A 26,712-nucleotide genomic window follows, 5' to 3' on the forward strand; every position below is an offset into this window, starting at 1 on the left:
CCTGGCCTGCTGAGACCCGCGCCATAGGCACTGTCAGTGCCTCGTGCGAGACTCCCCGCATGTTCGGCGTCATCGATCTCCCCACCTATCTGGCAGGGCTCGTCCTGATCGTGCTGCTGCCCGGCCCCAACTCGCTCTACGTGCTGTCCGTGGCCGCCCGTAAGGGTGTGCGCGCGGGCTATACGGCCGCCGCCGGTGTGTGGTGCGGCGACACCGTGCTGATGACGCTGTCGGCGGCCGGTGTGGCCTCGCTGCTCCAGGCGAACGCGGTGCTGTTCGCGATCGTCAAGTACGCCGGTGCCGGGTATCTGACCTGGCTCGCGATCGGGATGATGCGGGCCGCGTGGCAGCTGTGGCGGACCCGGCGCGAGGCGGCGCTGAGGGAGGCGGGCGAGGACGGCGCGGCGGACGAACGGCCGTTCCGGCGCGCGCTGGTGGTCAGCCTGTTCAACCCGAAGGCGATCCTGTTCTTCGTCGCCTTCTTCGTCCAGTTCGTGGACCCGGGTTATGCCTACCCGGCCCTGTCCTTCGTCGTCCTCGGCGCCTTCGCCCAGGCGTTCAGCTTCCTCTACCTCACCGCGCTGATATTCGGCGGCACGCGTCTGGCCGCCGCCTTCCGCCGCCGTAAGCGGCTGTCGGCGACGGCCACTTCGGCGGCGGGGGTGCTGTTCCTCGGCTTCGCGGTGAAGCTGTCGCTGGCGTCCGTCGTCTAGGACGCGGGCCGGGCGACGCGGGCCAGTACGGGGTCAGGACGCGGGCCGGGCGACGCGGGCCAGGACGGGGTCAGGACGCGGGCCGGGCGACGCGGGTGAGGTAGTCCTCGACGCCCTCGGCCGAGTCGCCCGCCCAGCCCACGTACCCGTCGGGCCGGACGAGGAAGACGCCGGGGCCGTAGGACGCGGGGGCCGCCGGGAGCGCGCGGATGCCGTCGTGCGGGGCGGGGGCGCCGAGCAGGGTCCAGTGCGGGCCCCGGAAGGCGTCGAAGAGGCGTACGCCGTCCACCCGGCCGTCCGGCGCGCGATCGCCCGCCCGTATGCCGGAGGGGGCCCGGCGGGTGTCCTCGCTCAGGGCCGAGTCCGGGTAGCCGAGGCCGAGTTGCACCGTGGCCTTCCCGCGCCGCACCTCGCCCCGATGGACGCCGGTGGAGAGGTCGAGCATGGCGGCGGCATTGGCGCGGCGCTCGGTCTCGTAGGTGTCGAGCAGCGCCTCGGGGGCGCCGTCGCGCAGCACCGCGCCCAGCTTCCAGCCGAGGTTGTAGGCGTCCTGGACGCTGGTGTTCAGGCCCTGTCCGCCCGCCGGTGAGTGCACATGGGCGGCGTCCCCGGCGAGGAAGACCCGGCCCGCGCGGAAGCGGTCCGCGAGCGCGGCCCTCGGCCGGAACTCGGAGGCCCAGCGCAGCTCGGTGACGTCCTCGGGGTCGAGGTGGGTGAAGGCGCCGACCAGCTTGCGGACGCCGTCCAGGGTCAGGTCGGGCGCGGTGCCCTCGGGGAGCCGCGCCGCCAGCTGGAAGTCGTCCGTCCCGGCGAGCGGGCAGAGCATCAGACCGGTGCCGTCCGCGCCGGGGAAGGTGTGCCAGTGCTCCCGGCCGAGCCCGCGCACCCGCACGTCCGCCACCAGGAACGGGCTCGGGTCCACGCTCTCGCCGGTCATCTTGATGCCGACCGCGCGCCGTACCGCCGAGCGTCCGCCGTCGGCCGCGACCAGATAGCGCGCGCGGATCTCCGTACCGTCCGCGAAGTACGCCGTGACGCCCTCCGCGTCCTGCGCGAGATCCGTCAGCTCGCGCCCGAAGGCGACCGTGCCGCCCAGCTCGGCCAGGCGCGCGGCGAGGATCTCCTGCGTGCGCCACTGGGCCACCATCCAGGGCTCGGTGTACGGCGCGCCCTCGTCCGGCTCCACGGGATCGAACATGGGCGCCGTGCCGACCTGTTCGCCGTCCCTCCAGATCACCCGCGCCGGGTACGGGCCGCCGCCCGCGCGGATCGCGTCCAGTACGCCGAGGTCGTCGAAGACCTCCATGGTGCGCGGCTGGAGCCCCTTGCCGCGCGAGCCGGGGAAGAGGGTGTCCGCCCGCTCCACGACCAGCGCGGCCACGCCGCGCCGGGCCAGGTCGACCCCGAGGGTGAGCCCGGTCGGCCCGGCCCCCACGATCAGCACATCCACCAGGGCATTCATGGCATCTCTCCTTAACGCCGTTAAGTGCCGCCACTCACGAGGATGCCCTTAACGTTGTTAAGGTGTCAAGCTGTTCCCCGTGAGTACGGAACGACGCGCCCCCCTCGACCGCCGACGGGTCGCGGACACGGCACTCAGGCTGCTGAACGAGACCGGCCTGGACGGTCTGACCCTGCGCGCCATCGCCCGCGAACTGGACGTGAAGGCCCCCGCGCTCTACTGGCACTTCAAGGACAAGCAGGCCCTGCTGGACGAGATGGCGACGGAGATGTACCGCCGCATGACGGCCGGCGTCGTCCTGGATCCCGCCGACACCTGGCAGGAACGCCTCCTGCGCGCCAACCGCGGCCTGCGCACCGCCCTCCTCGCCTACCGCGACGGCGCCAAGGTCTTCAGCGGCTCCCGCTTCACCGGCACCGAACACGCCCCCGCGATGGAGTCCCACCTCCAGGTCTTCACCGCCGCGGGCTTCACCCTCCCCCAGGCGGTCGACGCCGCCCGCACCGCCAACATGTACACGATCGGCTTCGTCACCGAGGAACAGGGCGTCCGCCCCCTCCCCGGCGAACTCCGCGAGGGCTACGACCTCGCCGAACGCACCCGCCGCCTGGCCGACTTCCCCCTCGCGGCCGAAGCGGGCCGCTTCCTCTTCGACCACTACGACGAACAGTTCGAGGAGGGACTGGCGGTGATCGTGGCGGGGATCGGGGCGCGGTACGGGATCGGCTGAGGTCAGCCCTTGAGAGCCCGGCGCAGCCGGGGGCCGAAGGGTTTTTCCACGAAGCGGTGCAGGAGCCAGGCCAGGGCCAGCATGGCCGTCACCGTCAGGCCCAGCGTCGGCCAGGGGGCGAGGCCGAGGCCGCGGTGGAGGACGCGTACGGCGAACCAGCCCAGGTGTTCGTGGACCAGGTAGAAGGGGTAGGTCAGGGCGCCCGCCGTGACCAGCCAGGGCCAGGACGCCCAGCGGGTCCAGCCGAGGGCGACGGCCGCCACCGAGGCGAAGGCCAGGGTGACGACCAGGACGATCACCACGGGGTGCCGGGTGAAGTCGCCGTGGGCACCGGGATGCCACAGACCGCGTACCGCCGCGCTCTGGCCGAGCAGCCAGGACATGACGACGATGCCCCAGGGCAGCGGGCTGCTTCCGAAGCGGTGGATCAGGTAGAGCGCGAGACCGCCGATGAAGAACGGGGCGTACTCCGGCATGACCACCGCGTCGGTGAGGGCGTTGCCGGAGGTGGTGGAGATCGCGGCGGCCAGGGTCCAGACGCAGGCGAACAGGACCACGCGCCGGTAGGTCGCCCCGCGCACGACCACGAACAGGGCGAACAGCACGTAGAAGCGGACCTCCGCCCACAGCGTCCAGCACACCCCGAGGATCCGGGAGGCGCCCATCGGCTGCTGGAGCATCGTCAGGTTCACCAGGAACTCGTCGGCCCGTACGGGCCTCACCACGACCGGCAGCACGAAGGCCGCCGCGGTGACCAGCACCAGCGCCACCCAGTACGCCGGGTAGAGCCGGGCCACCCGCGAGCGGAAGAAGTCACCGAGGCTCCGGCCCCAGCCGCTCATGCAGATCACGAAGCCGCTGATCACGAAGAAGAACTGCACGCCCAGGCAGCCGTAGGGGGCCACCTGGGAGAGCCGGGGGAAGACCTCGGACGGGCTCTGGTGCCAGGACTCGGAGATCGTGCCGCCGCGTCCGGTGTAGTGATACAGACACACCATCAGTGCGGCCACCAGCCGGAGCCCGTCCAGGGCGAGCAGGCGTGCCTGCGGCCGGGCGGCGGCGGGCTCCGGCGGACTGGCGAGCGGGGCCATGTCGAGCTGCGGTGTGGCGGTCATGGGCCGGGTCCTGGGGGTCGAGTGGATCGTCGAAGGGCTGCGGGCCGGGGCAGGGCCGGTGTCAGCGGCGGACCGCCCGGCGCAGCACCCGCGCCCGGCGCGCCACCCGGCGGACGGTCGCGTTGCGCGGGATGAACGCCAGCTGGGCGGGGATCCCACCGGGCAGCGCGAGCGTGGCCAGCCGCCTGCGCTTGAAGTAGCGCAGCGTGCCGGCGTCCTGGTGGGCGCCGAGGAAGCGCTCGGCGTGCGGGCGCAGCTGCGGCAGGATCTTCGGCTGCATGGCGAAGGCCACCGCGCGCACCAGATCGTTCAGTTCCGCGACCTCGGTGCCCCGCCGTCCCTCGGTGACGGCCGCCCGGTCGGCGAGGTCCGGCAGCAGCGCGTCGACCACGGTGACCGGCACCCGGTTGCTGTTCTCGTACGGGACCAGCCGTTCCAGCAGGGTGCCGGTGCCGGTCCGCGCCACCGGCAGCTGGTAGAGGGTGGCGGCGGTCAGCAGGGCGGTGGAGAAGCAGCCGACGACCAGCGCGGGCCGCATGCGCTGGTAGAGCACCTCCGCGAGCACCGGCGTGTCCAGCACCGTGAGATCCGCGCCCAGCCGCTCCGCCTCCTGCTCCAGCGTGCGGGCGTAGCGGGCCGGTGCGGTGGGGTGCGGCTTGAACACCACGCGGGTGTGGCCGAGTTCGAGGGCGCCGCGCAGCATGCGGACGTGCAGCTCCTCCTCCTCGTCCGGCGTGAGGATGTCCAGCGCGGACAGATACTGGCCGAGCAGCAGCGCGGGCTCGTCGAGCGCGGGCAGGTCGTCCTCGGCGGCGGCGAGTTCGGCCAGCACCTTGGTGAAGGCGGCCGAGGGCACCAGCTCGGCGGGGACGCCGAACTCGGTGAGCAGCAGCGGCTTCAGCCCCGGCACCAGGTCGAGATGGAGCAGCCGGTCCACCCGGGTGCCGACCAGCGGGTCGATCTTGTTGCGGGTCGGGCCGTAGCTCATCAGGCCGTCCGCGTACACCGTGACCGGGGCGCCGGTGAAGATCTGGGCGAGCGCGAGCGACGGGTTGACCTGGATCGACTCGACCGCCAGCTCCACCTGCTCGTCGCCGAGCCGCCACTCGTGGCGCAAGTACCGCTCCCACAAGGGCATGTCGTCCACACGGGGCGCCCAGCCGCCGGGGTGGAAGGGGGCGATCGTCTCGTTGTACGACAGCACGTCGTCGAAGCGGTCGCGCAGCCGCTCGAAGCCCGGCATCCGGTTCAGGGCGGGCGTGGTCTCCGGGGTGGCCGCGTTGTTGCAGACGAGCAGGATGCGCCGGTCGGCCGGGGCGAAACAGCCGGAGTCCAGCGCGGCGGCCAGCGTGGCCACGCCGTACAGCGTGGACGCCTGGAAGATCTGAGTGGTCATGCGGCGGTCCCTGCGGGGGCGGGGCGACGGCGCAGCCGACGCAGCTTGGTGGCTCGTTCCAGATCCATCGAATCCAGCGCCTCGGTCAACACGTCCTGCGGCATCCGCCGAAGGGCGGTCGCGCTCAGGGATTTCAGTTTCCTCGCCACCGAGGGTTCGAACCTTTCGATGCTTCCCAGATGGTGGGAAATGATCGCGCAATAGGTGCGCACGGCCTTGGGCAGCAGTTCTCCGGCATCCCGGTCGGCGGCCGTCTCCGCTATGACCTGGTCGAATGCGCGCAGGAAATCGAGCTGCCGCACATCGCCGATCTGCGTGAGCGAGGAGGCGACCCCGCGCCGGTAGAAGACGCCGAGCAGCCCGGTCACGGCGAACGACTCCGCCTCCCGGTGCAGCCGCCAGATCCACGGCCGGTCCTCCGCCGTGCGCAGCCCGTCCGTGAAGTGCAGCAGGCCCCGGTCGGCCAGTCGGCGGTGGTAGATGCCCGCCCAGGCGTACGGGTAGTCCACCGACGTCGACCGGTCCGCGGGCAGGATCGCCGCCCGCGGGTCCAGGACCACGTTCCGCCGCCCGTGCGGCACCCGGTGCACGGCCCGCGCCCGCCCGGTGCACTGCACATGGTCGGTGCGCACGAAGTCGCACCCCAGCTCCTCGATGGCGGCCACCAGCCGCTCGTAGTAGCCGGGGGCGAGCCAGTCGTCGCCGTCCAGGAACGTCAGATACTCGCCCCGCGCCCGGTCGATGCCGGTGTTGCGGGCCGTCGCCAGACCGCCGTTCGTCTCGTGCCGGACCACGACCGCGCCGGGCAACTCGCGTTCGGCACGCCGGAGAATGTCCGGTGTCCCGTCGCGGGAACAGTCGTCCACGAGAACGAACTCGAAATCGTCACGCGCGTTCGCACCGAGGCTCCTCAGGGTGTCCGGCGCGTATTGCTGCACGTTGTAGAACGGCACGATGACCGAGAGCTTGACCACGCCGAGGACATTAGGGCGGGGCCCGGCATTCGTTCTGACGCTCGCCTTGATGCGGGGTGAACGACGCGTGGCGAAGCCGTGAACCAGGTTTTCCCGGACCCCGAAACGGGGCCGGATCCCCATTCGTCGATGTGCTGTTAACCCTTTGTTGCGTTCAGGTTGGGCGGAACCTCCGAATGCCTTCCTAACGTCTCCGGCGTGCCAGCAACCACCGAACCCCTGAGGATCGCCGTCCTCGCGGATTCCGACACCCGATGGAAATGGGGCGCGCTCACCGCGCGACGCCTCGCCCCCACCGGCGCGGAGATCCGGCTCGACGGATTCCTGTTGCGCGGGCGGGCCACGCCGACCGCTCGTCAGCTGCGTGAGACCGGTGCCCGTGCGGACAGTCTGCGCGAGGTGACGGCCGTGGAGTTCGTGCGGGCGATGGGCGAGGAGCGCTGCGACGTGCTCGTGCTCGCGCTGGTCGGCGGTGGAGTGCAGGCCATGCTGCACGGGCTGCGGCAGGTGTGGGGGAGCGGGCCGCGTCCCGTGGTCGTCACCGGGTACGTCGGGGTCGTCTACGAGAAGCTCGCCGACGGACTGCTGCTGCGGCACGGCGCCGATCTGGTGCTCGCCAACTCGGCGCACGACGCGGAGCGGTTCCGGGACGTGTACGAAGGGGTCGGCGCGGACGCCTCCGCGGTGACCGAGGTCGCGCTGCCCTTCCTCGACGGGGCGCCCTACACGGGCCCGCACGAGCCGTTCACCGTGGTGTTCGCCGCTCAGCCGTCGGTGCCCGACAGCCGCAAGGACCGCGCCTATCTGCTGGACAGGCTGATCGGGCACGCCCGCCGCCACCCCGGGCGCGAGGTGCTGCTCAAGCTGCGCTCCAAGCCCGGCGAGCACACCACGCACATCGAGGAACTGCCGTACCAGAAGCTGGTGCGGGGGAGGGACGCACCCGCCAACTTCCGTCTGGTGTACGGGCACATGGGCGAGGTGCTGGACCGTACCGACCTGCTGGTCACGGTCAGCTCCACCGCCGCCCTGGAGGCCCTGCACCGCCGCATCCCGACGGCCGTCCTGACCGACCTCGGGGTCCGCGAAGCGCTCGGCAACCACCACTTCATCGGGTCCGGGTGCCTGACCTCCTGGGACCGGATCGACGCGGGGGAGCTGCCGGAGGCCGACCCGGCCTGGGTCGCCCGGCAGGGAGTCGCGTCCGAAGACTCGTACGACGCCGCCCGCGAGCGCATCGCCGCCCTGCTGGACCGGCCCGGCGGGCTGCCGCCGCTCGACCCGTACTACACGGCCGAGACCGCCCCCGGCTATCTGCCCGGCATCCTCGCCCGCCACCACCTCGGCCCCGACGGCGTCCCGCTGCCCGGCGCCCCCGCCGCCGACCAGGCGCCCGGACCGGTGCGCCAGATCGTCCGCCGTGCGGCGCGCGGCGCGTACCGGCACGGCGTCCAGCGGGTCGCCCCGGTGATCCGCCGGATGGGGGAGCTGTGACGGACCCGGCCCCCACGACCGCCTCTCAAGGAGATTCCATGTCCGACCCCGAAACCCAGGACGGTACGTCGCCGCGCCGGGTGCTCGCGGTGATCCCCGCGCGCGGCGGCTCCAAGGGGGTGCCCGCGAAGAACCTCGCGCCCGTCGGCGGGGTGCCGCTGGTGGCCCGCGCGGTCCGGGAATGCCTCGCGGCGGCGCAGGTGACCGACGTGGTCGTCTCCACCGACGACCCGGCCATCGCCGCCGCGGCCCGCGCCGCCGGTGCCGACGTGGTGCTGCGCCCGGCCGCCATCGCCGGGGACACGGCCACCTCCGAGGCCGCCGTACTGCACGCCCTGGACGCGCACGAGGAACGGCACGGCGCGCCCGTGGACGTGGTGCTGCTCGTGCAGTGCACCAGCCCGTTCGTCGCCCGCGAGGACGTCGACCGGGTGGCCGCGGCCGTCGCGTCCGGCGCCGCCGACACGGCCGTCACGGTCGCCGACTTCCACGGGTTCATCTGGCGCGACGGCGACGGCGACGGTGGCGACGGCACCAACGAGGCTGCGGGCGACGGCGGTTACGGCGTCAACCACGACAAGTCCGTACGCCCCCGCCGCCAGGACCGCCCCCAGGACCTCCTGGAGACCGGCGCCGCCTACGCCATGGACGCGGCGGGCTTCCGCACCCACCGCCACCGCTTCTTCGGCCGCACCGAACTCGTCCGCACCGACCCGGCCCGCGTCCTGGAGATCGACGACCCGCACGATCTCGCCCGGGCCCGCGCCCTCGCGCCCCTCTTCGACGCCGAGCGGCCCGGCGCCCTCCCCACCCACCACGACATCGACGCCGTGGTCCTCGACTTCGACGGCACCCAGACCGACGACCGGGTGCTGATCGACTCCGACGGACGGGAGTTCGTCTCCGTGCACCGCGGGGACGGACTCGGCATCGCGGCCCTGCGCGACAGCGGCCTGAAGATGCTGATCCTGTCCACGGAACGCAACCCGGTGGTCGCCGCCCGCGCCCGCAAGCTCCGGCTTCCCGTGCTGCACGGCATCGACCGCAAGGACCTCGCCCTCAAGCAGTGGTGCGAGGAACAGGGCATCGCGCCCGAGCGCGTGCTCTACGTCGGCAACGACGTCAACGACCTCCCGTGCTTCGCCCTCGTCGGCTGGCCCGTGGCGGTCGCGGGCGCCCATGACGCCGTACGCGGCGCCGCGCGCGCCGTCACCACCGTGCGTGGTGGCGACGGCGCGATCCGGGAGGTCGCCGGCTGGCTTCTCGGACCCTCGCTCGAATCCCTCCCCAGGTAAGGAAACACCCTCACATGAGCATCAACTCCCGTATCCGCACGCTCGGTTCGCGCGAGGCCGGTCCCGGCCGCCCGGTCTACGTCACCGGTGAGATCGGCATCAACCACAACGGCGACCTGGAGAACGCGTTCAAGCTCATCGACGCCGCCGCCGAAGCGGGCTGCGACGCCGTCAAGTTCCAGAAGCGCACGCCGGAGATCTGCACCCCGCGCGACCAGTGGGACATCGAGCGCGACACGCCCTGGGGGCGGATGACCTACATCGACTACCGCCACCGCGTGGAGTTCGGCGAGGACGAGTACCGCCAGATCGACGAATACTGCAAGGAGAAGGGGATCGATTGGTTCGCCTCCCCGTGGGACACCGAGGCCGTCGCCTTCCTGGAGAAGTTCGACGTGCCCGCCCACAAGGTGGCCTCCGCCTCCCTCACCGACGACGAGCTGCTGCGCGCCCTGCGTGCCACCGGCCGTACGGTCATCCTCTCCACCGGCATGTCCACCCCGAAGCAGATCCGCCACGCGGTCGAGGTGCTGGGCTCGGAGAACATCCTGCTCTGCCACGCCACCTCCACCTACCCGGCCAAGGCCGAGGAGCTGAACCTCCGTGTGATCAACACGCTGGAGAAGGAGTTCCCGAACGTCCCGATCGGCTACTCCGGCCACGAGACGGGCCTGCAGACCACGCTGGCCGCCGTCGCCCTCGGCGCCGTCTTCGTCGAGCGCCACATCACCCTCGACCGCGCCATGTGGGGCTCCGACCAGGCCGCCTCCGTCGAGCCGCAGGGCCTGCAGCGCCTGGTCCGCGACATCCGCGCCGTCGAGGCGTCCCTCGGCGACGGCGTCAAGAAGGTCTACGACTCCGAGCTGGGCCCCATGAAGAAGCTGCGCCGCGTCACCGGCGTCGTCGCCGAGGCGGACATCGCCGCGGCGGCGGGCGAGCCGGTCACGGTCTGATCCCTCAGCCCGACACCCCTCCCGGGACGGTCCTCCACCGATGAGCCCCCAACACGCCCACACCCTCGCGTTCGTCGAGAGCCCCGTACAACTGCTGAACGTACTGGAGTGGGCCCACACCCAGGGCCTGCAACCGTCTCCGGGCCCCACCCCGGGCTCACGCCTCGCCTCGGACCCGGGTCTGCCGCCGGACCCTGCCTCGTCCCCGAGCCCGGCGCCCGGCCCGACCCCGGGAACGACTCCGCCCGGGGACTCCGAGCCGGGGCTGCTCTCGGGCCCGGCTTCGGCCGGGGGTTCCGGGGCGGGTCTGCCTTCTGGACCGCCTCCGGGTCAGGTCTCCGGCCAGGGTTCGCGCTCCGAGCGTGCCGACCTTCGACCGGCGGAGGACCGTGCCCCGGGCTTGCGCCCGGCTACCGGCCCGACTCCGGGGGCGACTGGGCCCGGGGACTCCGAGTCGGGGTCGTCCTCCGGGCCGACCGTGTCCCGCGTGCCCGAGCCGGGGCTGTTCTCCGGTCCGGCTTCGGCCGGGGGTTCCGGGGCGGGTCTGCCTTCCGGGCCGCCTCCGGGGCAGGTCTCCGGCCAGGGTTCGCGCTCCGAGCGTGCCGACCTTCGACCGGCGGAGGACCGTGCCCCGGGCTTGCGCCCGGCTACCGGCCCGACTCCGGGGGCGACTGGGCCCCGCACTTCCGAGCCGGAGCTGTCCTCCGGTCCGGTTCCGGGCGGGGACTCCGGGGCGACTGTGCCTCGGAGTTCCGAGCCCGGGCCGCCTCCGGGTCAAGCCCCCGGCCAGGCGTCGCTCTCCGAGCGTGCCCCCAGCCCGGGGCACGGGCCGGAGGCGTCCGCTACCCCCGAAACCGGCCGTCCGCCTCTGTCCATGCCGTTCCAGCCGTCCCCGGCCGGGCGGAGGCGGCGGTCTTCGGGGGGTGGGGGAGAGGGCGTGCCCGGGCTGACCCTCGTCGTGCTCGCGCCCACCGACCCCATGACCCGGGGCCAGCTGCGCCGGATGGCGGATCTGGCGCGGGACGAGGGATACCAGGTGCGCTGGGAGGAGGCGCGGGGCGGGGCGAGCGCGCCGTTGCAGACGGTCGGGGCGCTGGCGGGGCCGCTGAGACGGGCGGAGCGGATCGTCATGGGCGACCCGTTCTCCCGGTACGTGCAGCTGCTGCTGACCATCACCCGCGCCCGCGACCTGGTCGTGGTGGACGACGGGACCGCGACGATGGAGTTCGTCGCCCAACTGGCCCGGGGCGAACGGCTGGTGCGCTGGCACCGTAAGGGTGGCCGTCCCGGGCCGCGCGATCTGCTCTTCGCGCCCGTGTCCGCCACCGCCCGCCGTAGGCTCACCCCGCGACCGGGCCGCCGTGTCGAGGTCTTCTCGGCCATGCCGGTGACGGAGACCCCCGAGGGGGTGACGGTCACCGCGAACGACTTCGCCTGGACCCGCGCCCGCTTCGGCCCGCCCCGCATCACCAAGGGCGCCGACCTGGTGGGCACCTCCCTGGTGGAGACCGGGGTGGTGGACGCCGACCGCTATGTGGAGGCCGTATACACCCTGGCCAAGACGCATGGAGCCACCCGCTACTTCGCCCACCGCCGCGAAAGCACCGCCAAGCTGCACCGGCTGGCCGGTGAGACCGGTCTGGAGATCGTCCGCCCCGACCTCCCCCTGGAGCTGATCGCCCGCCGGGGCCCCATCGGCCGGACGATCCTCAGCTTCCCCTCCACCGTCGTCCACACCCTCCCCCTGGCCCTGAAGGGCACCGGCGTCCGCGTGGCCGTCTGCGACGTGGACCCCGACTGGCTCACGGAGAACGCCTCACCCCGCGCCCAGGGCTTCCTGTCCGGCGTGACGGGAACGGCCCGCGACGTGCACCGGCTGGCGTCGGTGGCGTCGGTGGCGTCGGTACGGATGGCGTAGGGCAACCGGGCCACGGGTGCCGTAGGGAGACCGGCCCACGGACGGCGTAGCGAAACCGCCCCGCCGAAACCGCCCCGCCGAAACCACCCAGCCGAAGCCCCGCCCCACTGTCGGCGCCCCCTGCCATGCTGCCCCGATGACCCCCTGGAACCTCCTCGACCTCGACCGCGCCCTGCGCGCGAGCTGGGCCGCCGACACCTGCTCGCCCGACGACCTGCCCGACTGGCACCCAGGCAACCCCGCCTGGGGACACTGCGACATCACCGCGCTGCTCGTCCACGACCTCTTCGGCGGCGACCTCGTGGTCGGCGAGGTGCACCTGGACGGGGTCCAGCGCGGCCACCACTGGTGGAACCGGCTGGCCAACGGCGTCGAACTCGACCTGACGCGCGAGCAGTTCCGGCGCGGGCAGACCATCACCACGCTCCGTGTCGTCGAGCGCCCGCCGGGCCCGGTGCTGCGCCGAGGGGCCGAGTACCTGCTGCTGCGCGAGCGGGTCGGTGCACGGCTCGGCCCGCTGCCGGAGCCGAGCCGCTGAAGCCGGAAGGCAGAACGCCAGAGGTCAGAACTCAGGCCCCACCCGAGCGCGCTACTTCCGCTTCCGCGCCAGCACGAACCCCCGCGCCCGCCTCTCGTCCTCCTGCGGCTCCCGCAGGACCGTCGCCACCGGGGTGAGCCCCGCCTCGGACAGCAGGCCCGCCATCTGCTCCGGGGTGCGCCAGTAGTAGTCGAGGTCGATGTCGTGGCCGAAGCGTTCGGCCAGATGGAGGTGGCCGGTGTCCGTGCGGGCCTGGAAGGCCAGCAGGACATGGCCGCCGGGCACCAGCGTGCGGCGGAACCCGGCGAAGACGGCGGGCAGATGCGCGTCGGGGACGTGGATCGTGGAGTAGAGGGCGAGGATGCCGCCCAGCGTGGCGTCCGGCAGGTCCAGCGCGGTCATCGAGCCGACGTGGAAACGGAGTTGAGGGTGCGCCGTGCGGGCGAGCGCCACCATCGCGGGGGAGACGTCCACCCCGAAGACCGGTACGCCCAGCTCGTGCAGATGGGCCGTGACATACCCGGGCCCGCTGCCCAGGTCGGCCACCGGCTCGGGCCCGTTCGCCACCACCAGCCGGGCGAAGGACGCCACCAGCGCCTGGTCCAGGGGGTAGGTCAGCGAGGACGGGTACTCGGACGCGTAGTCCTTGGCGATCGCGTCGTAGGAGGAGCGGGTGGCGTGCAGGAAGTCCGTGTCGGTCACGCCGCCGCACCCTACTCCGACGCCGCCCGCGCGCCGCCCCGTCACCGCGCCGCGCGGGTCCGGTCCGTGGACAAAGCGAGCGGGGGCGCGTCAGGCGTGGTATCCGTGGAAGGAGAAAGAAAGGTTTTACCCACCCAAGCCCACCGCCATGCGTCCGCCGGTCGGATTTTCTTCCCTCTTACGGGCTGAACTTTTGTTGATCGAGGGTCAGTTGACCGGCCGGGCGTCCTACCCTTCAGAGGGTGAACCGATTGATGCTCCGAGAGACCGAGGCCGACCTGCCCGGGGATGTGCTCCCCGGCGCGCTCAGCGCGTCCCTGCACGCGGAACTCGTCGAGTTCCGCCGCGACTTGCACATGCACCCCGAACTGGGCAACCAGGAGTTCCGTACGACCGCCGCGATCAAGGAGCGGCTGGAGCGGGCCGGGCTCACCCCCCGCGTCCTGTCCACCGGAACGGGTCTCCTCTGCGACATCGGGCTCACCGAGGGCCACGGCAGCCGCATCGCCGACGACGGCCGCCCCGCCGCACCCCTGCTGGCCCTGCGGGCCGACATCGACGCGCTGCCCATCCCGGACACCAAGACCGACTGCGGCTACCGGTCCACGGTTCCCGGCCGTGCCCACGCCTGCGGTCACGACGTGCACACCACCGTCGTCCTCGGCACCGGCCTGGTCCTGGCCGACCTGCACGCCAAGGGCCTGCTGTCCCGCCCGGTGCGGCTGATCTTCCAGCCCGCGGAGGAGCAGCTGCCCGGCGGCGCGCTCACCGCCATCGCGGACGGCGCGCTCGAAGGGGTCGGCCGCATCCTCGCGCTGCACTGCGACCCCAAGGTCGAGACCGGCCGGATCGGTCTGCGGCACGGGCCCATCACCAGCGCCTGCGACAAGCTGGACGTCACCCTGGACGGTCCCGGCGGCCACACCGCCCGCCCCCACCTGACCACCGACCTGGTCACGGCCGCCGCCCGCGTCGTCACCGACGTGCCCGCGGTGATCAGCCGCCGCGTCGACACCCGCAGCGGCCTCGCCCTGACCTGGGGCCGCATCGAGTCGGGCCACGCGCCGAACGTCATCCCGCAGCACGCCGAACTCTCCGGCACCGTCCGCTGCCTGGACCTCGACGCCTGGCGGGACGCGCCCGACATCGTGCACGCGGCCATCGACGAGGTCGCCACCCTGCACGGCGCCAAGTCCGAGATCACCTATGTGCGCGGGGTGCCCCCGGTCGTCAACGACCAGGAGTCCGCCGAGCTGCTGCGCCGCGCGATGGTCGCCCGCCGGGGCCTGGACTCCGTGGAGACCACCGAGCAGAGCCTGGGCGGCGAGGACTTCTCCTGGTACCTGGAGCACGTCCCCGGCGCCATGGCCCGCCTCGGCGTCCGCCGCCCGGGCGAACGCACCGTACGCGACCTCCACCAGGGCGACTTCGACGCCGACGAACACGCGATCACGGTCGGGGTGGAACTGTTCACGGCCGCCGCCCTCATGGGGACACCGGAACTCTGACGCAGCGGGCGGGCGCCTCGTCGCACGAGCGGCGGCGCGGCCGGTCGCGCGGGCCGGTTGCGCGGACTGTCGTGCGAGTCGCCGCACGGGGCGTCACGCCGACCGTCGTGGGAGCTGCCCGGCGGCCTGTCACGCGAGCCCGCCCGGCGGGCCGGTCGCGTGGGCTGTCGTGCCAGCCGCCCGCGGGCCCGTCGCGCGGGCTGTCGTGGGAGCCGTCCGGCAAGCTGGTCGTGCGGGCTCACGCGAACCGTCGTGGGAGGCTGCCGCGCTGGCCGCCGTGCGGGTCGTCGCGCCGACTGTCGTGCGAGCTGTCCGGCGGGTCGCCACGCCGACCGCCGTGGGAGTCGCCCGGCGGGCTGTCGTGCAGGCTGTCATACGAGCCGCCCGGCGGGCCGTGGCGCGAGCCGTCGTGCCAAGCGCCCCGCAAGCCGGTCGTGCGGGCTCACGCGAGCCGTCGTGGGAGGCTGCCGCGCTGGCCGCCGTGCGGGTCGTCACGCCGACCGTCGTGCGAGCCGCCGGGATGGCCGTCGCGCCGACCGTCGTGGGAGCCGCCGCACGGCTGCCGCACCCGCCGTCGACCCCCTCCGCCACCCGTGTCACGGCACACCCCGTCCCCCCGCGCAACACACCCGCAAGCCATTTGTTCCGCCCCGGAAACAAAGGCATGACACACCTGCCAAGCCGAGTTCAGACCCCGTTTGCCTCGGTTCGATAACGGCTGCCCGAGAGGTGTTTTTCTGACATCTACGCGCGTTACGATGCCGCGAGCCGACGCCGCCGGGGCGCTCGGCCGGAGCACCGCTCCCAGGTGCTCACATCAAGCGCCGTCGTGGCGCTCAGGTCAGGTGAAGGAGCCTTCCCGTGCGCCGGGTAGCCAAGCTTTCCGCTGCGTGTATAGCGACCGCAGCCCTCGCCCTCTCTGCCACCGCCTGTGGCAGCACCTCCTCCGAGAACGACAAGGCCGCCGGCTCGTCGGGCGACGGCAAGGGTGTCAAGATCGGTCTCGCCTTCGACGTCGGCGGCCGTGGTGACCACTCCTTCAACGACTCCGCCGCGCGCGGCACCGACAAGGCGGCGAAGGAGTTCGACGGCTCGGTCAAGGAGCTGACCGCCAAGTCCAGCGACACCGAGGCCGACCGCGAGCAGCGCCTGTCCGACCTGGCCGACGCGGGCTACAACCCGATCGTCGCCGTCGGTTACGCCTACGCCACCTCCGTGGACAAGGTCGCCGCGAAGTACCCGAAGACCAGCTTCGGCATCGTCGACTCGGTCGTGAAGGCCAAGAACGCCGACAGCATCACCTTCACCGAGGAGCAGGGCTCGTACCTGGCCGGTGTCGCCGCGGCGCTCAAGACCAAGACCAAGCACGTCGGCTTCATCGGCGGCGTCGACGTCCCGCTGATCAAGAAGTTCCAGGCGGGCTACGTCCAGGGTGTCAAGGACACCAACCCGAAGGTCAAGGTCGACGTCCAGTACCTGAGCCACGGCTCGGACACCTCCGGCTTCGCCAGCCCCGACAAGGGCAAGGAAGCCGCCCAGGGCATGCTGGACAACGGCGCCGACATCGTCTACTCGGCGGCCGGTTCCTCCGGCAACGGCGCCATCGAGGCCGTCAACGGCAAGAAGGGCGCCTGGGCGATCGGCGTCGACTCGGACCAGTACAACATCCCGGGTCTGGCCAAGTACAAGAGCTCGATCCTGACCTCGGTCGTCAAGAACGTCGACGTCGGCGTCTACGACTTCATCAAGTCCGTCCACGACGGCAAGCCGCTGACCGGCAACAACATCTACTCGCTGGCCAAGAACGGCGTTTCGCTGGCCACCAGCGGCGGCTTCATCGACGACATCCAGCCCAAGCTGGACGCCGCCAAGAAGAAGATCGTCGACGGCTCCGTCAAGGTCAAGACCACTCCGTGATCTGACCGGTCCACCCGGACCATGGCTCGGCGTGGGGGCGCCTTGAAGGTGCTCCCCGCCGGGCCATAACAATGTGTCAACTCTACGCGTGTAGTACCGAGTTGCCGCGCTAGCGTCGCCGACGCCTGCCCTCCCTCCCCCAACGCAGCCCCTTTCCCCGAGGAGAGTGCGCCATCAACGCGTCCAGCCCTCCCGCTGCCGTCGAACTGCGCGGCATCACCAAGCGTTTCCCCGGCGTCGTCGCCAACCGCGACATCGACATCACGGTCCGCACCGGCACGGTTCATGCCCTGTGCGGCGAGAACGGCGCCGGCAAGTCCACCCTGATGAAGATCCTCTACGGCATGCAGCAGCCGGACGAGGGCACCATCACCGTGGCCGGTGAACAGGTCGTCCTGCACAACCCCGGTGACGCCATCGCGCGCGGCATCGGCATGGTGCACCAGCACTTCATGCTCGCCGACAACCTCACCGTCCTGGAGAACGTCGTCCTCGGCGCCGAGAAGCTGTACGGCATCGCGGGCAAGGCGCGCGCCAAGATCAAGGAGATCTCCGACGCCTACGGCCTGAACGTCCGCCCCGACGTCCTCGTCGAGCAGCTGGGCGTCGCCGACCGCCAGCGCGTGGAGATCCTCAAGGTCCTCTACCGGGGCGCCAGGACCCTGATCCTGGACGAGCCCACCGCCGTCCTCGTGCCCCAGGAGGTCGACGCCCTCTTCGACAACCTGCGCGAGCTGAAGGCCGAGGGCCTGACCGTCATCTTCATCTCCCACAAGCTGGGCGAGGTGCTGTCGGTCGCCGACGAGATCACCGTCATCCGGCGCGGCACCACCGTCGGCACCGCCGAGCCGAGCACCACCACGCCCAAGCAGCTGGCCGAGCTGATGGTCGGCAGCGAACTGCCCACGCCCGAGACCGAGGAGTCCACGGTCACGGACGTGCCCATGCTGGAGGTCTCCGGGCTGCACCTGGTCCAGAAGGACCTGGACGGCGTGGAGCGGATCATCCTCGGCGAGGTGTCCCTCACCATCCACAAGGGTGAAGTCCTCGGCATCGCGGGCGTGGAGGGCAACGGCCAGTCCGAACTGGTCGAGGCGATCATGGGCATGCGCACCCCGGACGCGGGCGTCGTCGTGCTCGACGGCGAGGACATCTCCGCCGTACCGACCCGCCGCCGCCGCGAGGCCGGCATCGGCTACGTCCCCGAGGACCGCCACCGCCACGGCCTGCTCCTGGAAGCGCCGCTGTGGGAGAACCGCATCCTCGGTCATGTCACCGAGCGCCCCAACTCCCGCCGCGGCCTGCTCGACCTGAAGGCCGCCCGCGCGGACACCGAGCGGATCGTCGCCGACTACGACGTGCGCACGCCCGGCATCGACGTGACCGCGGCCTCGCTGTCCGGCGGCAACCAGCAGAAGCTGATCGTCGGCCGCGAGATGAGCCACGACCCCAAGCTGCTCATCGCCGCCCACCCCACCCGCGGTGTGGACGTCGGCGCGCAGGCGGCCATCTGGGACTACATCCGCGAGGCCCGCCGCGCAGGGCTCGCCGTGCTGCTGATCTCCGCCGACCTGGACGAGCTGATCGGCCTCTCCGACACCCTGCGCGTGATGTTCCGCGGCCGTCTGGTCGCCGACGCCGACCCCGCCACGATCACCCCCGAGGAGCTGGGCTCCGCCATGACCGGTGCCGCCTCCGGCCACCTGGAGCACACAGAGGACGCCGACCGATGAACAAGCTGACCTCACGGATCGACAAGGAGCGGCTGTTCCTCGGCATAGCCGCGCCGCTGCTCGCCGTCGTCGCCGCGCTGGTGGTCACCGCCCTGGTGATCCTCGCGACCGGCAAGAACCCGGGCGCCGCGTTCAGCGACATGGTGACCTACGGCTTCGCCAGCGACAGCCAGGTCTACATCCTGAACAAGGCGACGACGTACTACCTCGCGGGTGTCGCGGTGGCCATCGGCTTCCGCATGAACCTGTTCAACATCGGTGTCGACGGCCAGTACCGGCTCGCCGCGTTCGTGGCCGCCGCCGTCGGCGGCGCGCTCACCGTGCCGGGCTGGCTCGCCGTCCCGCTGATCCTCCTGTGCGCCATGGGAACCGGCGCCCTGTGGGCGGCCATCGCGGGCGTCCTCAAGGTGACCCGGGGTGTCAGCGAGGTCATCGCGACGATCATGCTGAACTCGATCGCGACCGCGATCATCGGCTACCTCCTCCAGCCGGGCAAGCTCGGCCAGCTCGACGACGGCGGCACCCTGGTCTCCACCAAGCCGCTGCCCTCCTCGTCCTTCCTGCCGAACATCGACACGGGCCCGGCGGGCGTGCTCGACAGCTTCATCGTGCTCGCCGTGGTCGTCGGTGTGGCGTACTGGTTCATCCTGGGCCGCACCCGCTTCGGCTATGACCTGCGCACGGTGGGCCAGTCCGAGTCGGCCGCCGCCGCGAGCGGTGTCAGCGTCAAGAAGATGATCGCCACCAGCATGATCATCTCCGGTGCGGTGGCCGGTCTCATCGGCATGCCGACACTGCTGAACGAGGGCCACCAGTACGACAACAGCTTCCCGGCGGGCATCGGCTTCACCGGCATCGCCATCGCGCTGCTCGGCCGTAACCACCCGATCGGCATCGCGCTCGGCGCCCTCCTGTGGGGCTTCCTGGAGCGCACCACCAACCACCTGGAGTTCCAGGGCTACGACAAGGAGATCCTCGGCGTGATCCAGGGCGTCATCGTCCTGTGCGTCGTGATCGCCTACGAGGTCGTCCGCCGCTACGGCCTCAAGCGCCAGCAGCAGCGGGTCGGCGCCGAACTCGCCGCCCAGGCCGCCAAGCCGACCGAGATGCAGGAGGTGGCGTGATGACCGCCACGATGACGGACGCGCCGCCGCCCGCGGCGCCCAAGGCCCCGGGCGGCGCGGACAAGCGCCCGGGCCGCTCCACCGGCAAGCTCTTCTTGATCATCGCCGGTGCCCTGCTGCTCGTCGCCGTGGTGCGCCTGATCACCGGGGCCAACCAGCTCACCTCCGAGGGCCAGGTCAACGCCGCGCTCGGGCTCGCCGTGCCGATCGGCCTGGCCGGTCTCGCGGGCCTGTGGTCCGAGCGGGCCGGTGTGGTCAACATCGGCCTCGAAGGCATGATGATCCTCGGCACCTTCGGCGCGGGCTGGATCGGCTGGCAGACCAGCCCCTGGCTCGGCCTGCTGTGCGGCATCGGCTTCGGTGTCCTCGGCGGCCTCGTGCACGCGGTCGCCACGATCACCTTCGGCGTCGACCACATCGTCTCCGGTGTCGCGGTCAACCTGCTCGCGCTCGGTGCCACGCAGTACCTCGCCAAGCTCTTCTTCGCCGGTGGCAAGGCCGCCGAGGCGGGCGGCAACCCCAAGCAGTCCCCGCCGGTCGACTCGCTCACCGACATCACCGTGCCCGGCCTGTCCGGCGCGCTGCACTCGGTCGAGCAACACCACTGGTTCCTCATCTCCGACATCGCGGGCATTCTCGGCGGTATCGTCACCGACGTGTCCGTGGTGACGATCCTGGCCGCGCTGCTGTTCGCCGGTAGCTGGTGGGTGCTGTGGCGTACCGCCTTCGGCCTGCGGCTGCGCTCCTGCGGCGAGAACCCGGTCGCGGCCGAGTCCCTCGGCGTCAACGTCTACCGGTACAAGTACGCCGCCGTCGCCATCTCCGGCGGTCTCGCGGGACTCGGCGGCGCCTTCCTCGCGCTGGTCACCTCGCACACCTACCTGGAGGGCCAGACCGGTGGCCGCGGCTACATCGGCCTCGCGGCGATGATCTTCGGCAACTGGCGGCCCGGCGGTCTGGCCATGGGCGCGGCCCTGTTCGGCTACTCCGACGCGCTCCAGCTGCGCAACGGCGGTGTCACCGTGCACGCGCTGCTGCTCCTGCTGGTCGTGCTGCTGGCCGCCCTCGCGGGCTGGAAGCTGTACCGCAAGGCGCTGTGGCAGGGCGTGATCAGCGCGGTCATGGCCGTCCTGGTCCTGGCCTGGTACCTGTTCACCGACGAGGTCCCGAGCGACTTCGTGGGCGCCACGCCGTACGTCGTCACGCTGCTCGTGCTCTCGCTGTCCGCCCAGCGGCTGCGGATGCCGAAGGCGGACGGCATGCGGTACCGGAAGGGACAGGGCAAGTGACGGAGGTGGCCGCCGGGTCGGACTCGTTCGACTGGGAGAAGCTGCGCGCCGAGGCCCGCGAGGCCATGGCCCACGCGTACGCCCCCTACTCCGGCTACCCGGTCGGGGTGGCGGCCCAGGTCGACGACGGCCGCACGGTCACCGGCTGCAACGTGGAGAACGCCTCCTACGGGCTCGGCCTGTGCGCCGAGTGCGGGCTCGTCTCCCAGCTCCAGCGCACCGGCGGCGGGCGTTTGACACACTTCACCTGTGTGGACGGCACCGGCGCCCTCCTCGTGCCGTGCGGTCGCTGTCGTCAGCTGCTGTACGAGTTCGGCGGCCCCGGACTGCTCCTGGACACCCCCGAGGGCGTCCTCCCGCTCTCCGAGATGCTGCCCCAGGCCTTCGGCCCGGACCATCTCACCAAGTAAGTCCGTGCGGCCCCTCTGCCCGCCTTTCGCGAGCAGGGGGGCCGTACACCTGCACCTCCCGGAAGGAACACCCTGGCCATGGACGCCATCTCCGTCATCCGCACCAAGCGGGACCGCGCCGAGCTGACCGACGAGCAGATCGACTGGGTCATCGACGCGTACACCCGCGGCGAGGTCGCCGATTACCAGATGGCCGCCCTCAACATGGCCATCCTGCTCAACGGCATGGACCGCCGGGAGATCGCCCGCTGGACCGCCGCGATGATCGCCTCCGGCGAGCGCATGGACTTCTCCTCGCTGTCCCGCCCGACCGCCGACAAGCACTCCACGGGCGGCGTAGGCGACAAGATCACCCTCCCGCTGGCGCCCCTCGTGGCGGCCTGCGGCGCGGCCGTCCCCCAGCTCTCCGGACGCGGCCTCGGCCACACCGGCGGCACCCTGGACAAGCTGGAGTCCATCCCCGGCTGGCGCGCGCTGCTCTCCAACGAGGAGATGCTGTCGGTGCTGGACGGCGTCGGCGCGGTGATCTGCGCGGCGGGCGACGGTCTGGCCCCCGCCGACAAGAAGCTGTACGCCCTGCGCGACGTCACCGCCACGGTGGAGGCGATCCCGCTGATCGCCTCGTCCATCATGTCGAAGAAGATCGCCGAGGGCACGGGTTCCCTGGTCCTGGACGTGAAGGTCGGCTCCGGCGCCTTCATGAAGACCCTGGACGACGCCCGCGAGCTGGCCTCCACCATGGTCGGCCTCGGCACCGACCACGGCGTGAAGACGGTCGCCCTGCTGACCGACATGTCCACCCCGCTCGGCCTCACCGCGGGCAACGCCCTGGAGGTCCGCGAGTCCGTGGAGGTCCTGGCGGGCGGCGGCCCCGCGGACGTCGTCGAACTGACCCTCGCCCTGGCCCGCGAGATGCTGGACGCGGCGGGCCTGAAGGACGCCGACCCGGCCAAGGCCCTGGCCGACGGCTCCGCGATGGACGTCTGGCGCCGCATGATCGCCGCCCAGGGCGGCGACCCGGACGCGACCCTGCCCGTCGCCCGCGAACAGCACGTAGTGGTCGCCCCCACCTCCGGCATCCTCACCCGCCTCGACGCCTACGACATCGGCCTCGCCGCCTGGCGCCTCGGCGCGGGCCGCGCCCGCAAGGAAGACCCGGTCCAGGCGGGCGCGGGCGTGGAACTCCACGCCAAGCCCGGCGACCCGGTCGTCGCGGGCCAGCCCCTCCTCACCCTCCACACAGACACCCCGGACCGGTTCGCGTACGCCCTGGAAGCGACGGAGGGCTCGTTCGACATCGCGCCTGCGGGGACGGAGTTTGCTGCTTCGCCGGTGGTGTTGGGGCGGATCGCCTGATCGACTGCTTTTTCGGTCGAGAGGGAGGATTTGGATTCAGTTCCGCCGCTCCGACGCTGTAGTGCCAGGCCAGGGGTCTGATCCGCTTCGCGGGTCGGGCCCCTGAGTGCTTTCCGGGGTGCTCCGTGGAGGCCGCTTCGGATGGTCGCCATCCTGACGTGGCAGAGGTGGGGTGGCGCAGACTTAATCCCCTTCACAACTCCCTTATTAACTCAGTAAGCTACCGAGTTATGGACTTCACGATTATCAAGCATGCGGTCGAGGTCGACCACGGCATCAAGCGCTTGTCCATGCACTTCATCAAGAAGCATGCTGCGCCCGAACGAGCTCGCCTCAGCTCGGAGCTGTGCACGCAGATCAGTGAGGAGTTCGAAAGGATCGGGCTCACCACCTTGCCGCGAGCGTTGCCGACATCTGAAAGCGCGTTCGTCTGGGTTATCCAGCGCGACAGCGTCCTAGGTGAGGTCGCCGCTGTCGCCGCCGTCCTAGCGCATCTGGACAAGATGGGCATGAGCCCTCTCCCTCAAGTGTTCGACAACTACCCGCGAGCTAAGGTCAACTTGAGCTGAAATGGCATGGAAGCAGCTCATCTCTCCCTTGCGCGCCGCGTACGCCAATAGGCGTATCTGCTGTGCGTCGGGCGATATAACGGCTAAAAGTACCTGCGCGAGACGTGACTCGTCCGTACGGTTGGTGTCAACAGGTGCCACCAGTAACGCTGATGACGCCCCGCCACCTGTGCATTTCCGGTACCGGCATTGTCAGGAGTTACGGATGAGCGACGCTGAAGAGATACCCGTCCCTCGCGAGGAACCCATTTTCATCGTCGGCTCCTCAGGGCGGCAGCCAGTTCCGGCCATATGTGTGCTTGAGATGACAGGTGCGGAGGTCTCGGGGTACTGGCACAAGTGGAACGCTCTTCTTGCCGACTTTTTGCGCACCTCCCCATCAAGACCTTTACCGCATCCAAGCAGGCTCGTCAAGGGGGAGTACGGTGGTCGCTTACGGGCCGCTAACCCCAAGGCTGCGCGGGCGCTGGGTCAGATGTATGCCAGACAACTCACCAAAGCGTTAGGTGAGTTCCCCAAGCTGCTAGTCGCTCACATGCCCAAGCGGCGTGCGCGGCAAGAAGAGCGTGCCGTCCTCGACTGGTTGTGTACTCGGCTCGCGGGACGGCCCTCGGGGCTTGCCCTCATCCACACCAGCCGTGGGATTGCGTGGTACCGCCTCACGGCGAATGGTCCGGATCTCGAACCCCTACCTCCGGACTCAGAGGCCTTGAAGGCTCTTCCGCGTAGTGCGGCCGAGATCGAGTTGCTCCTGACGCCCGCAAAACTCGGTTCGTACGCGGCTTACCAAGACCGGTGTTACCCGCACATGAACTGCAGGCCGACCTGGCTCCCGTCAGATTTGCCTTGGGCCTCCGAGAGGATCTCGGGAGAAAGCTTTACATAGCGACCGGGCGGCGGTCCTTGGGACTCGCCGCCCTTCGTTATGCCCGCCGCAGAACGCTTCGAACCGCATTGGAGATCTGTGCCCGTGACCGCGAACAAAGCCGCCGCCCATGCGATCGACGTCTCCTGGGGGCCAGACACGATCCGAGTAACCAACATCCCGCCCCACCTACCTGCCGACTCGACGGACAGCCACGTTGCAGAGGTGACCGTGGCGGGTCAGGCCAATCCAAGCACCTGGCTCTCGGACGCCGCGTGGGACGCCATAGCGCGTGCAACAACTCGCCCCGATGCGCTGGCAGCTCAGCTTCGTGCGACGCCGGATGAGTCTTCTGACCTCCTGATGGTCGAAAATGTCGAGGGGGCAACGCTGTGGTCAGCCGTCACCCGTGTCCTGCTGAGTGAGCTCTTCCCCGGCCCTCAGCCTCGTACTGGCATGGAGGTCTCAGAGGTAGCTGATCCGCAAGCGCACGGGGTCACTCGGGATGGTCGTCCTAGTGCGATCGTGCAATACCGCTACGAAAACCTCGGTCACCTGCGGGACCACGTATGGCAGACCATCTACGCGACGCTGTCGATCAACAGCTACGCGACCTCCATCCTCACGCGCTCCGTCACCCGCAACCTGATCACCCACCCCGTCGAGATCGCCTTCGAAGACGGTACGGAATCGATCCACGTTCTCGTCGTTCGTGATGGGATCACCCGGATCGCCAGCGCTTGGGCGGTACTGGCCGGGCACGGTGCCGACGCCGCCGAGGTGTCCACCCTGGCTACTGACGCACTGCTCGGGAGGACTTCCGGGGCGGGGGTGGCCACAGGTCCTGGACTCGGGCAGCGGCTGGCCGCCAGCCGGGCGCGGTGGCGCCAGGCACAGCGGCAGGAGTTCGACGGAGAGATGAAGGGGGCCATGCCTGGGCTCCGGGCAGCTCAGATCGCGCAGACCTACGTCGTTCCGGCGCAGATCGCTGTCGGAGTCGAGGGCCACGAGGGCCGGGTGTTGTCGCCCGAGGATGTCTTCGACGACGCCATCCGCTCCGTACTAGCTTCGGTGCACGTCGAGTTCAAAGAGTGGGACGCGGCGGCCCAGAACGTTGAGGTCATTACCCGGGCCCTGAAGCGGATCATTCAGCAGGAAGACCCGCGCTGGGACACAGCCGACCTCCAGGCGGTGTATGGCCTTGCCGTCGGCCGCATCCCTGTGACCGAACTTCCGCAGGTTTTCGGGGGCGAAGCGGTCCCTCCGGGGACCGCTCTGTGGCGTGCCGTCTACCTGGTCCGCGCCCTGAGCCAGCCGGACCTTCTCGAATTGCTCAAGGACCAGGCCAAGGCCATCAAGGGCGGCAAGCGTATGAGCATGAAGGGGTTCGGCGGGCTGCTTGGACCGATCATCGACCTGCCCTGGCGCGCCAAGAAGAAGCTGGTTACCAGGCAGGCGCGCAATGCGTGGAACAACGGTGGTGTGCTGTCGGCCGACGTCACCCAGGACTGGGTTCCGGTTCCCACCGAGGACTTCACCACGCTGATCGCACCGGCGATGAACGGCGACGATGACGCCCGCCGCACCCTCGCGGTGGCCGGCGGCGTCGCGCTGATCGCAGACAAGCTCCTGACCAGGAGCGTTGGGTCATCGCTGGAGGCCAGGAAGGAGAAGGGCGGAGTCCCCTTCCGCTCGGACGTACACAAAGTCATCGAGGGGCTCTCCAAGCCGACGAACGAACTTGGCCTGTGGACCCTCGCGCTGGCCGCCAACACCTTCCGCAGCGATGATCTGCCGCAGAACTCCGTGCCCAGGCAGAGCCTCACGGGCAGGGAGTCGGCCGAATCCGACGATCCGCCGTACATCTACTTCAAAGCCGACCTCGACGCGGAGGACCATATCGCCGTCGACGCCGACGGCGTGCCGGTGCCGCTGTACGAGTGGGACGTCGTCGCCGCCTCAGACCCGGATCGTGCGGCGAAGGCTGTGGCGGCGACGGTCGTCATGCCGCTTCCGGTTCCCTCCGCGCCGAACGAGGGGATCGAGTCGAGGGACAGGGCGCAGTCGGCGCAGAATGAGCCCCTCGCTGACGAATCCGACGGGGCGCCTGACGCGGCGGACTCCGAGCCGCCACTGTTTCGGTACGGGACCGTCGACGCAGGAGCCGGGACCGTGGGCGGAGCGTCCTTCCCCGGGCCCCGAGACGAGGACGCTCCAGTTCCCCCGAGCCAGCGCGCCGCCGCCCACCGCAAGGCCCTTCGCCTCGGTGTACAGGGAGCCCGAGACGCCCTCGACCATCTGCACGCACTGGAGCCGGAAGTTGGGGACCACACTCCGATCGTCCCGGTGGACCAACTGGACGAGCTGCACAACCTATTGGTTGGCATCTTGACTGACGTGGAGAACCTGCGGCGCAGCATCGTGGAGAACCATGCGCCGGAGGAGGACAATCCGGAATCCGAAGAGTTCCCGGAGACGCTCCTTGACTGATCAGCAGGAGAGTTGAGAGCGCGCATCTCGATGCCTCAACAGTGAAGCAACAGGGAGGACTAGTGCTGAGAGATCAGAACTGGACCTCCCTGCGGCACCTACAGCACCTCGCCTGCGGTGCCAGTTCCCGCCTGATGCGGGCGCTCCCCCTGTCAGGTCGA

Annotated in this window: 21 protein-coding genes; 16 read left to right on the top strand and 5 right to left on the bottom strand. The window is 70.8% G+C overall.

Annotated elements, in window-relative coordinates:
* Positions 1-59 precede the first annotated feature (59 nt).
* Positions 60-713, top strand: a complete 654-nt coding sequence (gene leuE / locus B079_RS0101930) for a leucine efflux protein LeuE (RefSeq protein WP_018544077.1) — start codon at positions 60-62, stop codon at positions 711-713.
* Positions 714-783: 70 nt separating this feature from the next.
* On the opposite strand, the gene B079_RS0101935 is transcribed toward leuE, so the two are convergent.
* Positions 784-2,175: an FAD-dependent monooxygenase gene (locus B079_RS0101935; RefSeq protein ID WP_018544078.1), complete on the bottom strand. Its 1,392-nt coding sequence runs from the start codon at positions 2,173-2,175 to the stop codon at positions 784-786.
* 79 nt (positions 2,176-2,254) lie between these two features.
* Between B079_RS0101935 and B079_RS0101940 the strand changes: the two genes are divergently transcribed.
* Positions 2,255-2,905, top strand: coding sequence for a TetR/AcrR family transcriptional regulator C-terminal domain-containing protein (locus B079_RS0101940; RefSeq protein ID WP_018544079.1), 651 nt, complete (start codon positions 2,255-2,257; stop codon positions 2,903-2,905).
* A gap of 2 nt (positions 2,906-2,907) precedes the next feature.
* Here B079_RS0101940 and B079_RS0101945 read toward each other — a convergent pair whose 3' ends face one another.
* The 3 genes from B079_RS0101945 to B079_RS0101955 form a co-directional block, all read right to left on the bottom strand.
* On the bottom strand, positions 2,908-4,020 hold the full coding sequence (locus B079_RS0101945) for an acyltransferase family protein (RefSeq protein ID WP_018544080.1): 1,113 nt from the start codon (positions 4,018-4,020) through the stop codon (positions 2,908-2,910).
* A 61-nt stretch (positions 4,021-4,081) separates the two neighbouring features.
* Positions 4,082-5,416, bottom strand: coding sequence for an alpha-2,8-polysialyltransferase family protein (locus B079_RS0101950; RefSeq protein WP_018544081.1), 1,335 nt, complete (start codon positions 5,414-5,416; stop codon positions 4,082-4,084).
* Complete coding sequence (locus B079_RS0101955; protein ID WP_018544082.1) at positions 5,413-6,390, bottom strand: glycosyltransferase family 2 protein; 978 nt, start codon at positions 6,388-6,390, stop codon at positions 5,413-5,415. The genes B079_RS0101950 and B079_RS0101955 overlap by 4 nt, the downstream gene beginning before the upstream one ends.
* Before the next feature lie 198 nt (positions 6,391-6,588).
* Between B079_RS0101955 and B079_RS0101960 the strand changes: the two genes are divergently transcribed.
* The 5 genes from B079_RS0101960 (at position 6,589) to B079_RS0101980 (ending at position 12,588) form a co-directional block, all read left to right on the top strand.
* Positions 6,589-7,884, top strand: a complete 1,296-nt coding sequence (locus tag B079_RS0101960; protein WP_018544083.1) for a DUF6716 putative glycosyltransferase — start codon at positions 6,589-6,591, stop codon at positions 7,882-7,884.
* Between the two features lie 38 nt (positions 7,885-7,922).
* Positions 7,923-9,179 (top strand): N-acylneuraminate cytidylyltransferase, encoded by a 1,257-nt coding sequence (locus B079_RS0101965; protein WP_018544084.1) that lies wholly within the window; start codon positions 7,923-7,925, stop codon positions 9,177-9,179.
* A 14-nt stretch (positions 9,180-9,193) separates the two neighbouring features.
* On the top strand, positions 9,194-10,132 hold the full coding sequence (locus B079_RS0101970; RefSeq protein WP_018544085.1) for an N-acetylneuraminate synthase family protein: 939 nt from the start codon (positions 9,194-9,196) through the stop codon (positions 10,130-10,132).
* A gap of 874 nt (positions 10,133-11,006) precedes the next feature.
* The gene (locus B079_RS31165; protein WP_078495795.1) at positions 11,007-12,050 is read left to right on the top strand and encodes a hypothetical protein; all 1,044 of its coding nucleotides are present in this window, start codon (positions 11,007-11,009) and stop codon (positions 12,048-12,050) included.
* Between the two features lie 136 nt (positions 12,051-12,186).
* Positions 12,187-12,588: a YunG family protein gene (locus tag B079_RS0101980; protein ID WP_018544087.1), complete on the top strand. Its 402-nt coding sequence runs from the start codon at positions 12,187-12,189 to the stop codon at positions 12,586-12,588.
* Between the two features lie 51 nt (positions 12,589-12,639).
* Here B079_RS0101980 and B079_RS0101985 read toward each other — a convergent pair whose 3' ends face one another.
* Positions 12,640-13,290 (bottom strand): class I SAM-dependent DNA methyltransferase, encoded by a 651-nt coding sequence (locus tag B079_RS0101985; protein ID WP_018544088.1) that lies wholly within the window; start codon positions 13,288-13,290, stop codon positions 12,640-12,642.
* A 254-nt stretch (positions 13,291-13,544) separates the two neighbouring features.
* Between B079_RS0101985 and B079_RS0101990 the strand changes: the two genes are divergently transcribed.
* The 9 genes from B079_RS0101990 (at position 13,545) to B079_RS0102030 (ending at position 26,551) form a co-directional block, all read left to right on the top strand.
* Positions 13,545-14,798, top strand: coding sequence for a M20 family metallopeptidase (locus tag B079_RS0101990; RefSeq protein ID WP_018544089.1), 1,254 nt, complete (start codon positions 13,545-13,547; stop codon positions 14,796-14,798).
* A gap of 861 nt (positions 14,799-15,659) precedes the next feature.
* Positions 15,660-16,715 carry a BMP family lipoprotein gene (locus tag B079_RS0101995; RefSeq protein WP_018544090.1) on the top strand — a complete coding sequence of 352 codons (1,056 nt, stop codon included), beginning with the start codon at positions 15,660-15,662 and terminating at the stop codon, positions 16,713-16,715.
* Positions 16,716-16,921: 206 nt separating this feature from the next.
* A complete protein-coding gene (locus B079_RS0102000; protein WP_234016749.1) occupies positions 16,922-18,448 on the top strand; it encodes an ABC transporter ATP-binding protein in 1,527 nt (508 codons plus the stop codon).
* Positions 18,445-19,572: an ABC transporter permease gene (locus tag B079_RS0102005; RefSeq protein ID WP_018544092.1), complete on the top strand. Its 1,128-nt coding sequence runs from the start codon at positions 18,445-18,447 to the stop codon at positions 19,570-19,572. The genes B079_RS0102000 and B079_RS0102005 overlap by 4 nt, the downstream gene beginning before the upstream one ends.
* Positions 19,572-20,861 carry an ABC transporter permease gene (locus B079_RS0102010; RefSeq protein ID WP_018544093.1) on the top strand — a complete coding sequence of 430 codons (1,290 nt, stop codon included), beginning with the start codon at positions 19,572-19,574 and terminating at the stop codon, positions 20,859-20,861. The genes B079_RS0102005 and B079_RS0102010 overlap by 1 nt, the downstream gene beginning before the upstream one ends.
* Entirely contained in the window at positions 20,858-21,271 is a 414-nt protein-coding gene (locus B079_RS0102015; RefSeq protein ID WP_018544094.1) for a cytidine deaminase, read from the top strand. The genes B079_RS0102010 and B079_RS0102015 overlap by 4 nt, the downstream gene beginning before the upstream one ends.
* Positions 21,272-21,343: 72 nt before the next feature.
* Positions 21,344-22,627, top strand: coding sequence for a thymidine phosphorylase (locus B079_RS0102020; protein WP_026248259.1), 1,284 nt, complete (start codon positions 21,344-21,346; stop codon positions 22,625-22,627).
* Positions 22,628-22,857: 230 nt separating this feature from the next.
* On the top strand, positions 22,858-23,196 hold the full coding sequence (locus tag B079_RS0102025) for a hypothetical protein (protein WP_018544096.1): 339 nt from the start codon (positions 22,858-22,860) through the stop codon (positions 23,194-23,196).
* A gap of 964 nt (positions 23,197-24,160) precedes the next feature.
* A complete protein-coding gene (locus B079_RS0102030) occupies positions 24,161-26,551 on the top strand; it encodes a hypothetical protein (protein WP_026248260.1) in 2,391 nt (796 codons plus the stop codon).
* Positions 26,552-26,712 lie beyond the last annotated feature (161 nt).

It is taken from the genome of Streptomyces sp. LaPpAH-108 (genome assembly GCF_000373625.1).
Classification (GTDB): Bacteria; Actinomycetota; Actinomycetes; order Streptomycetales; family Streptomycetaceae; genus Streptomyces.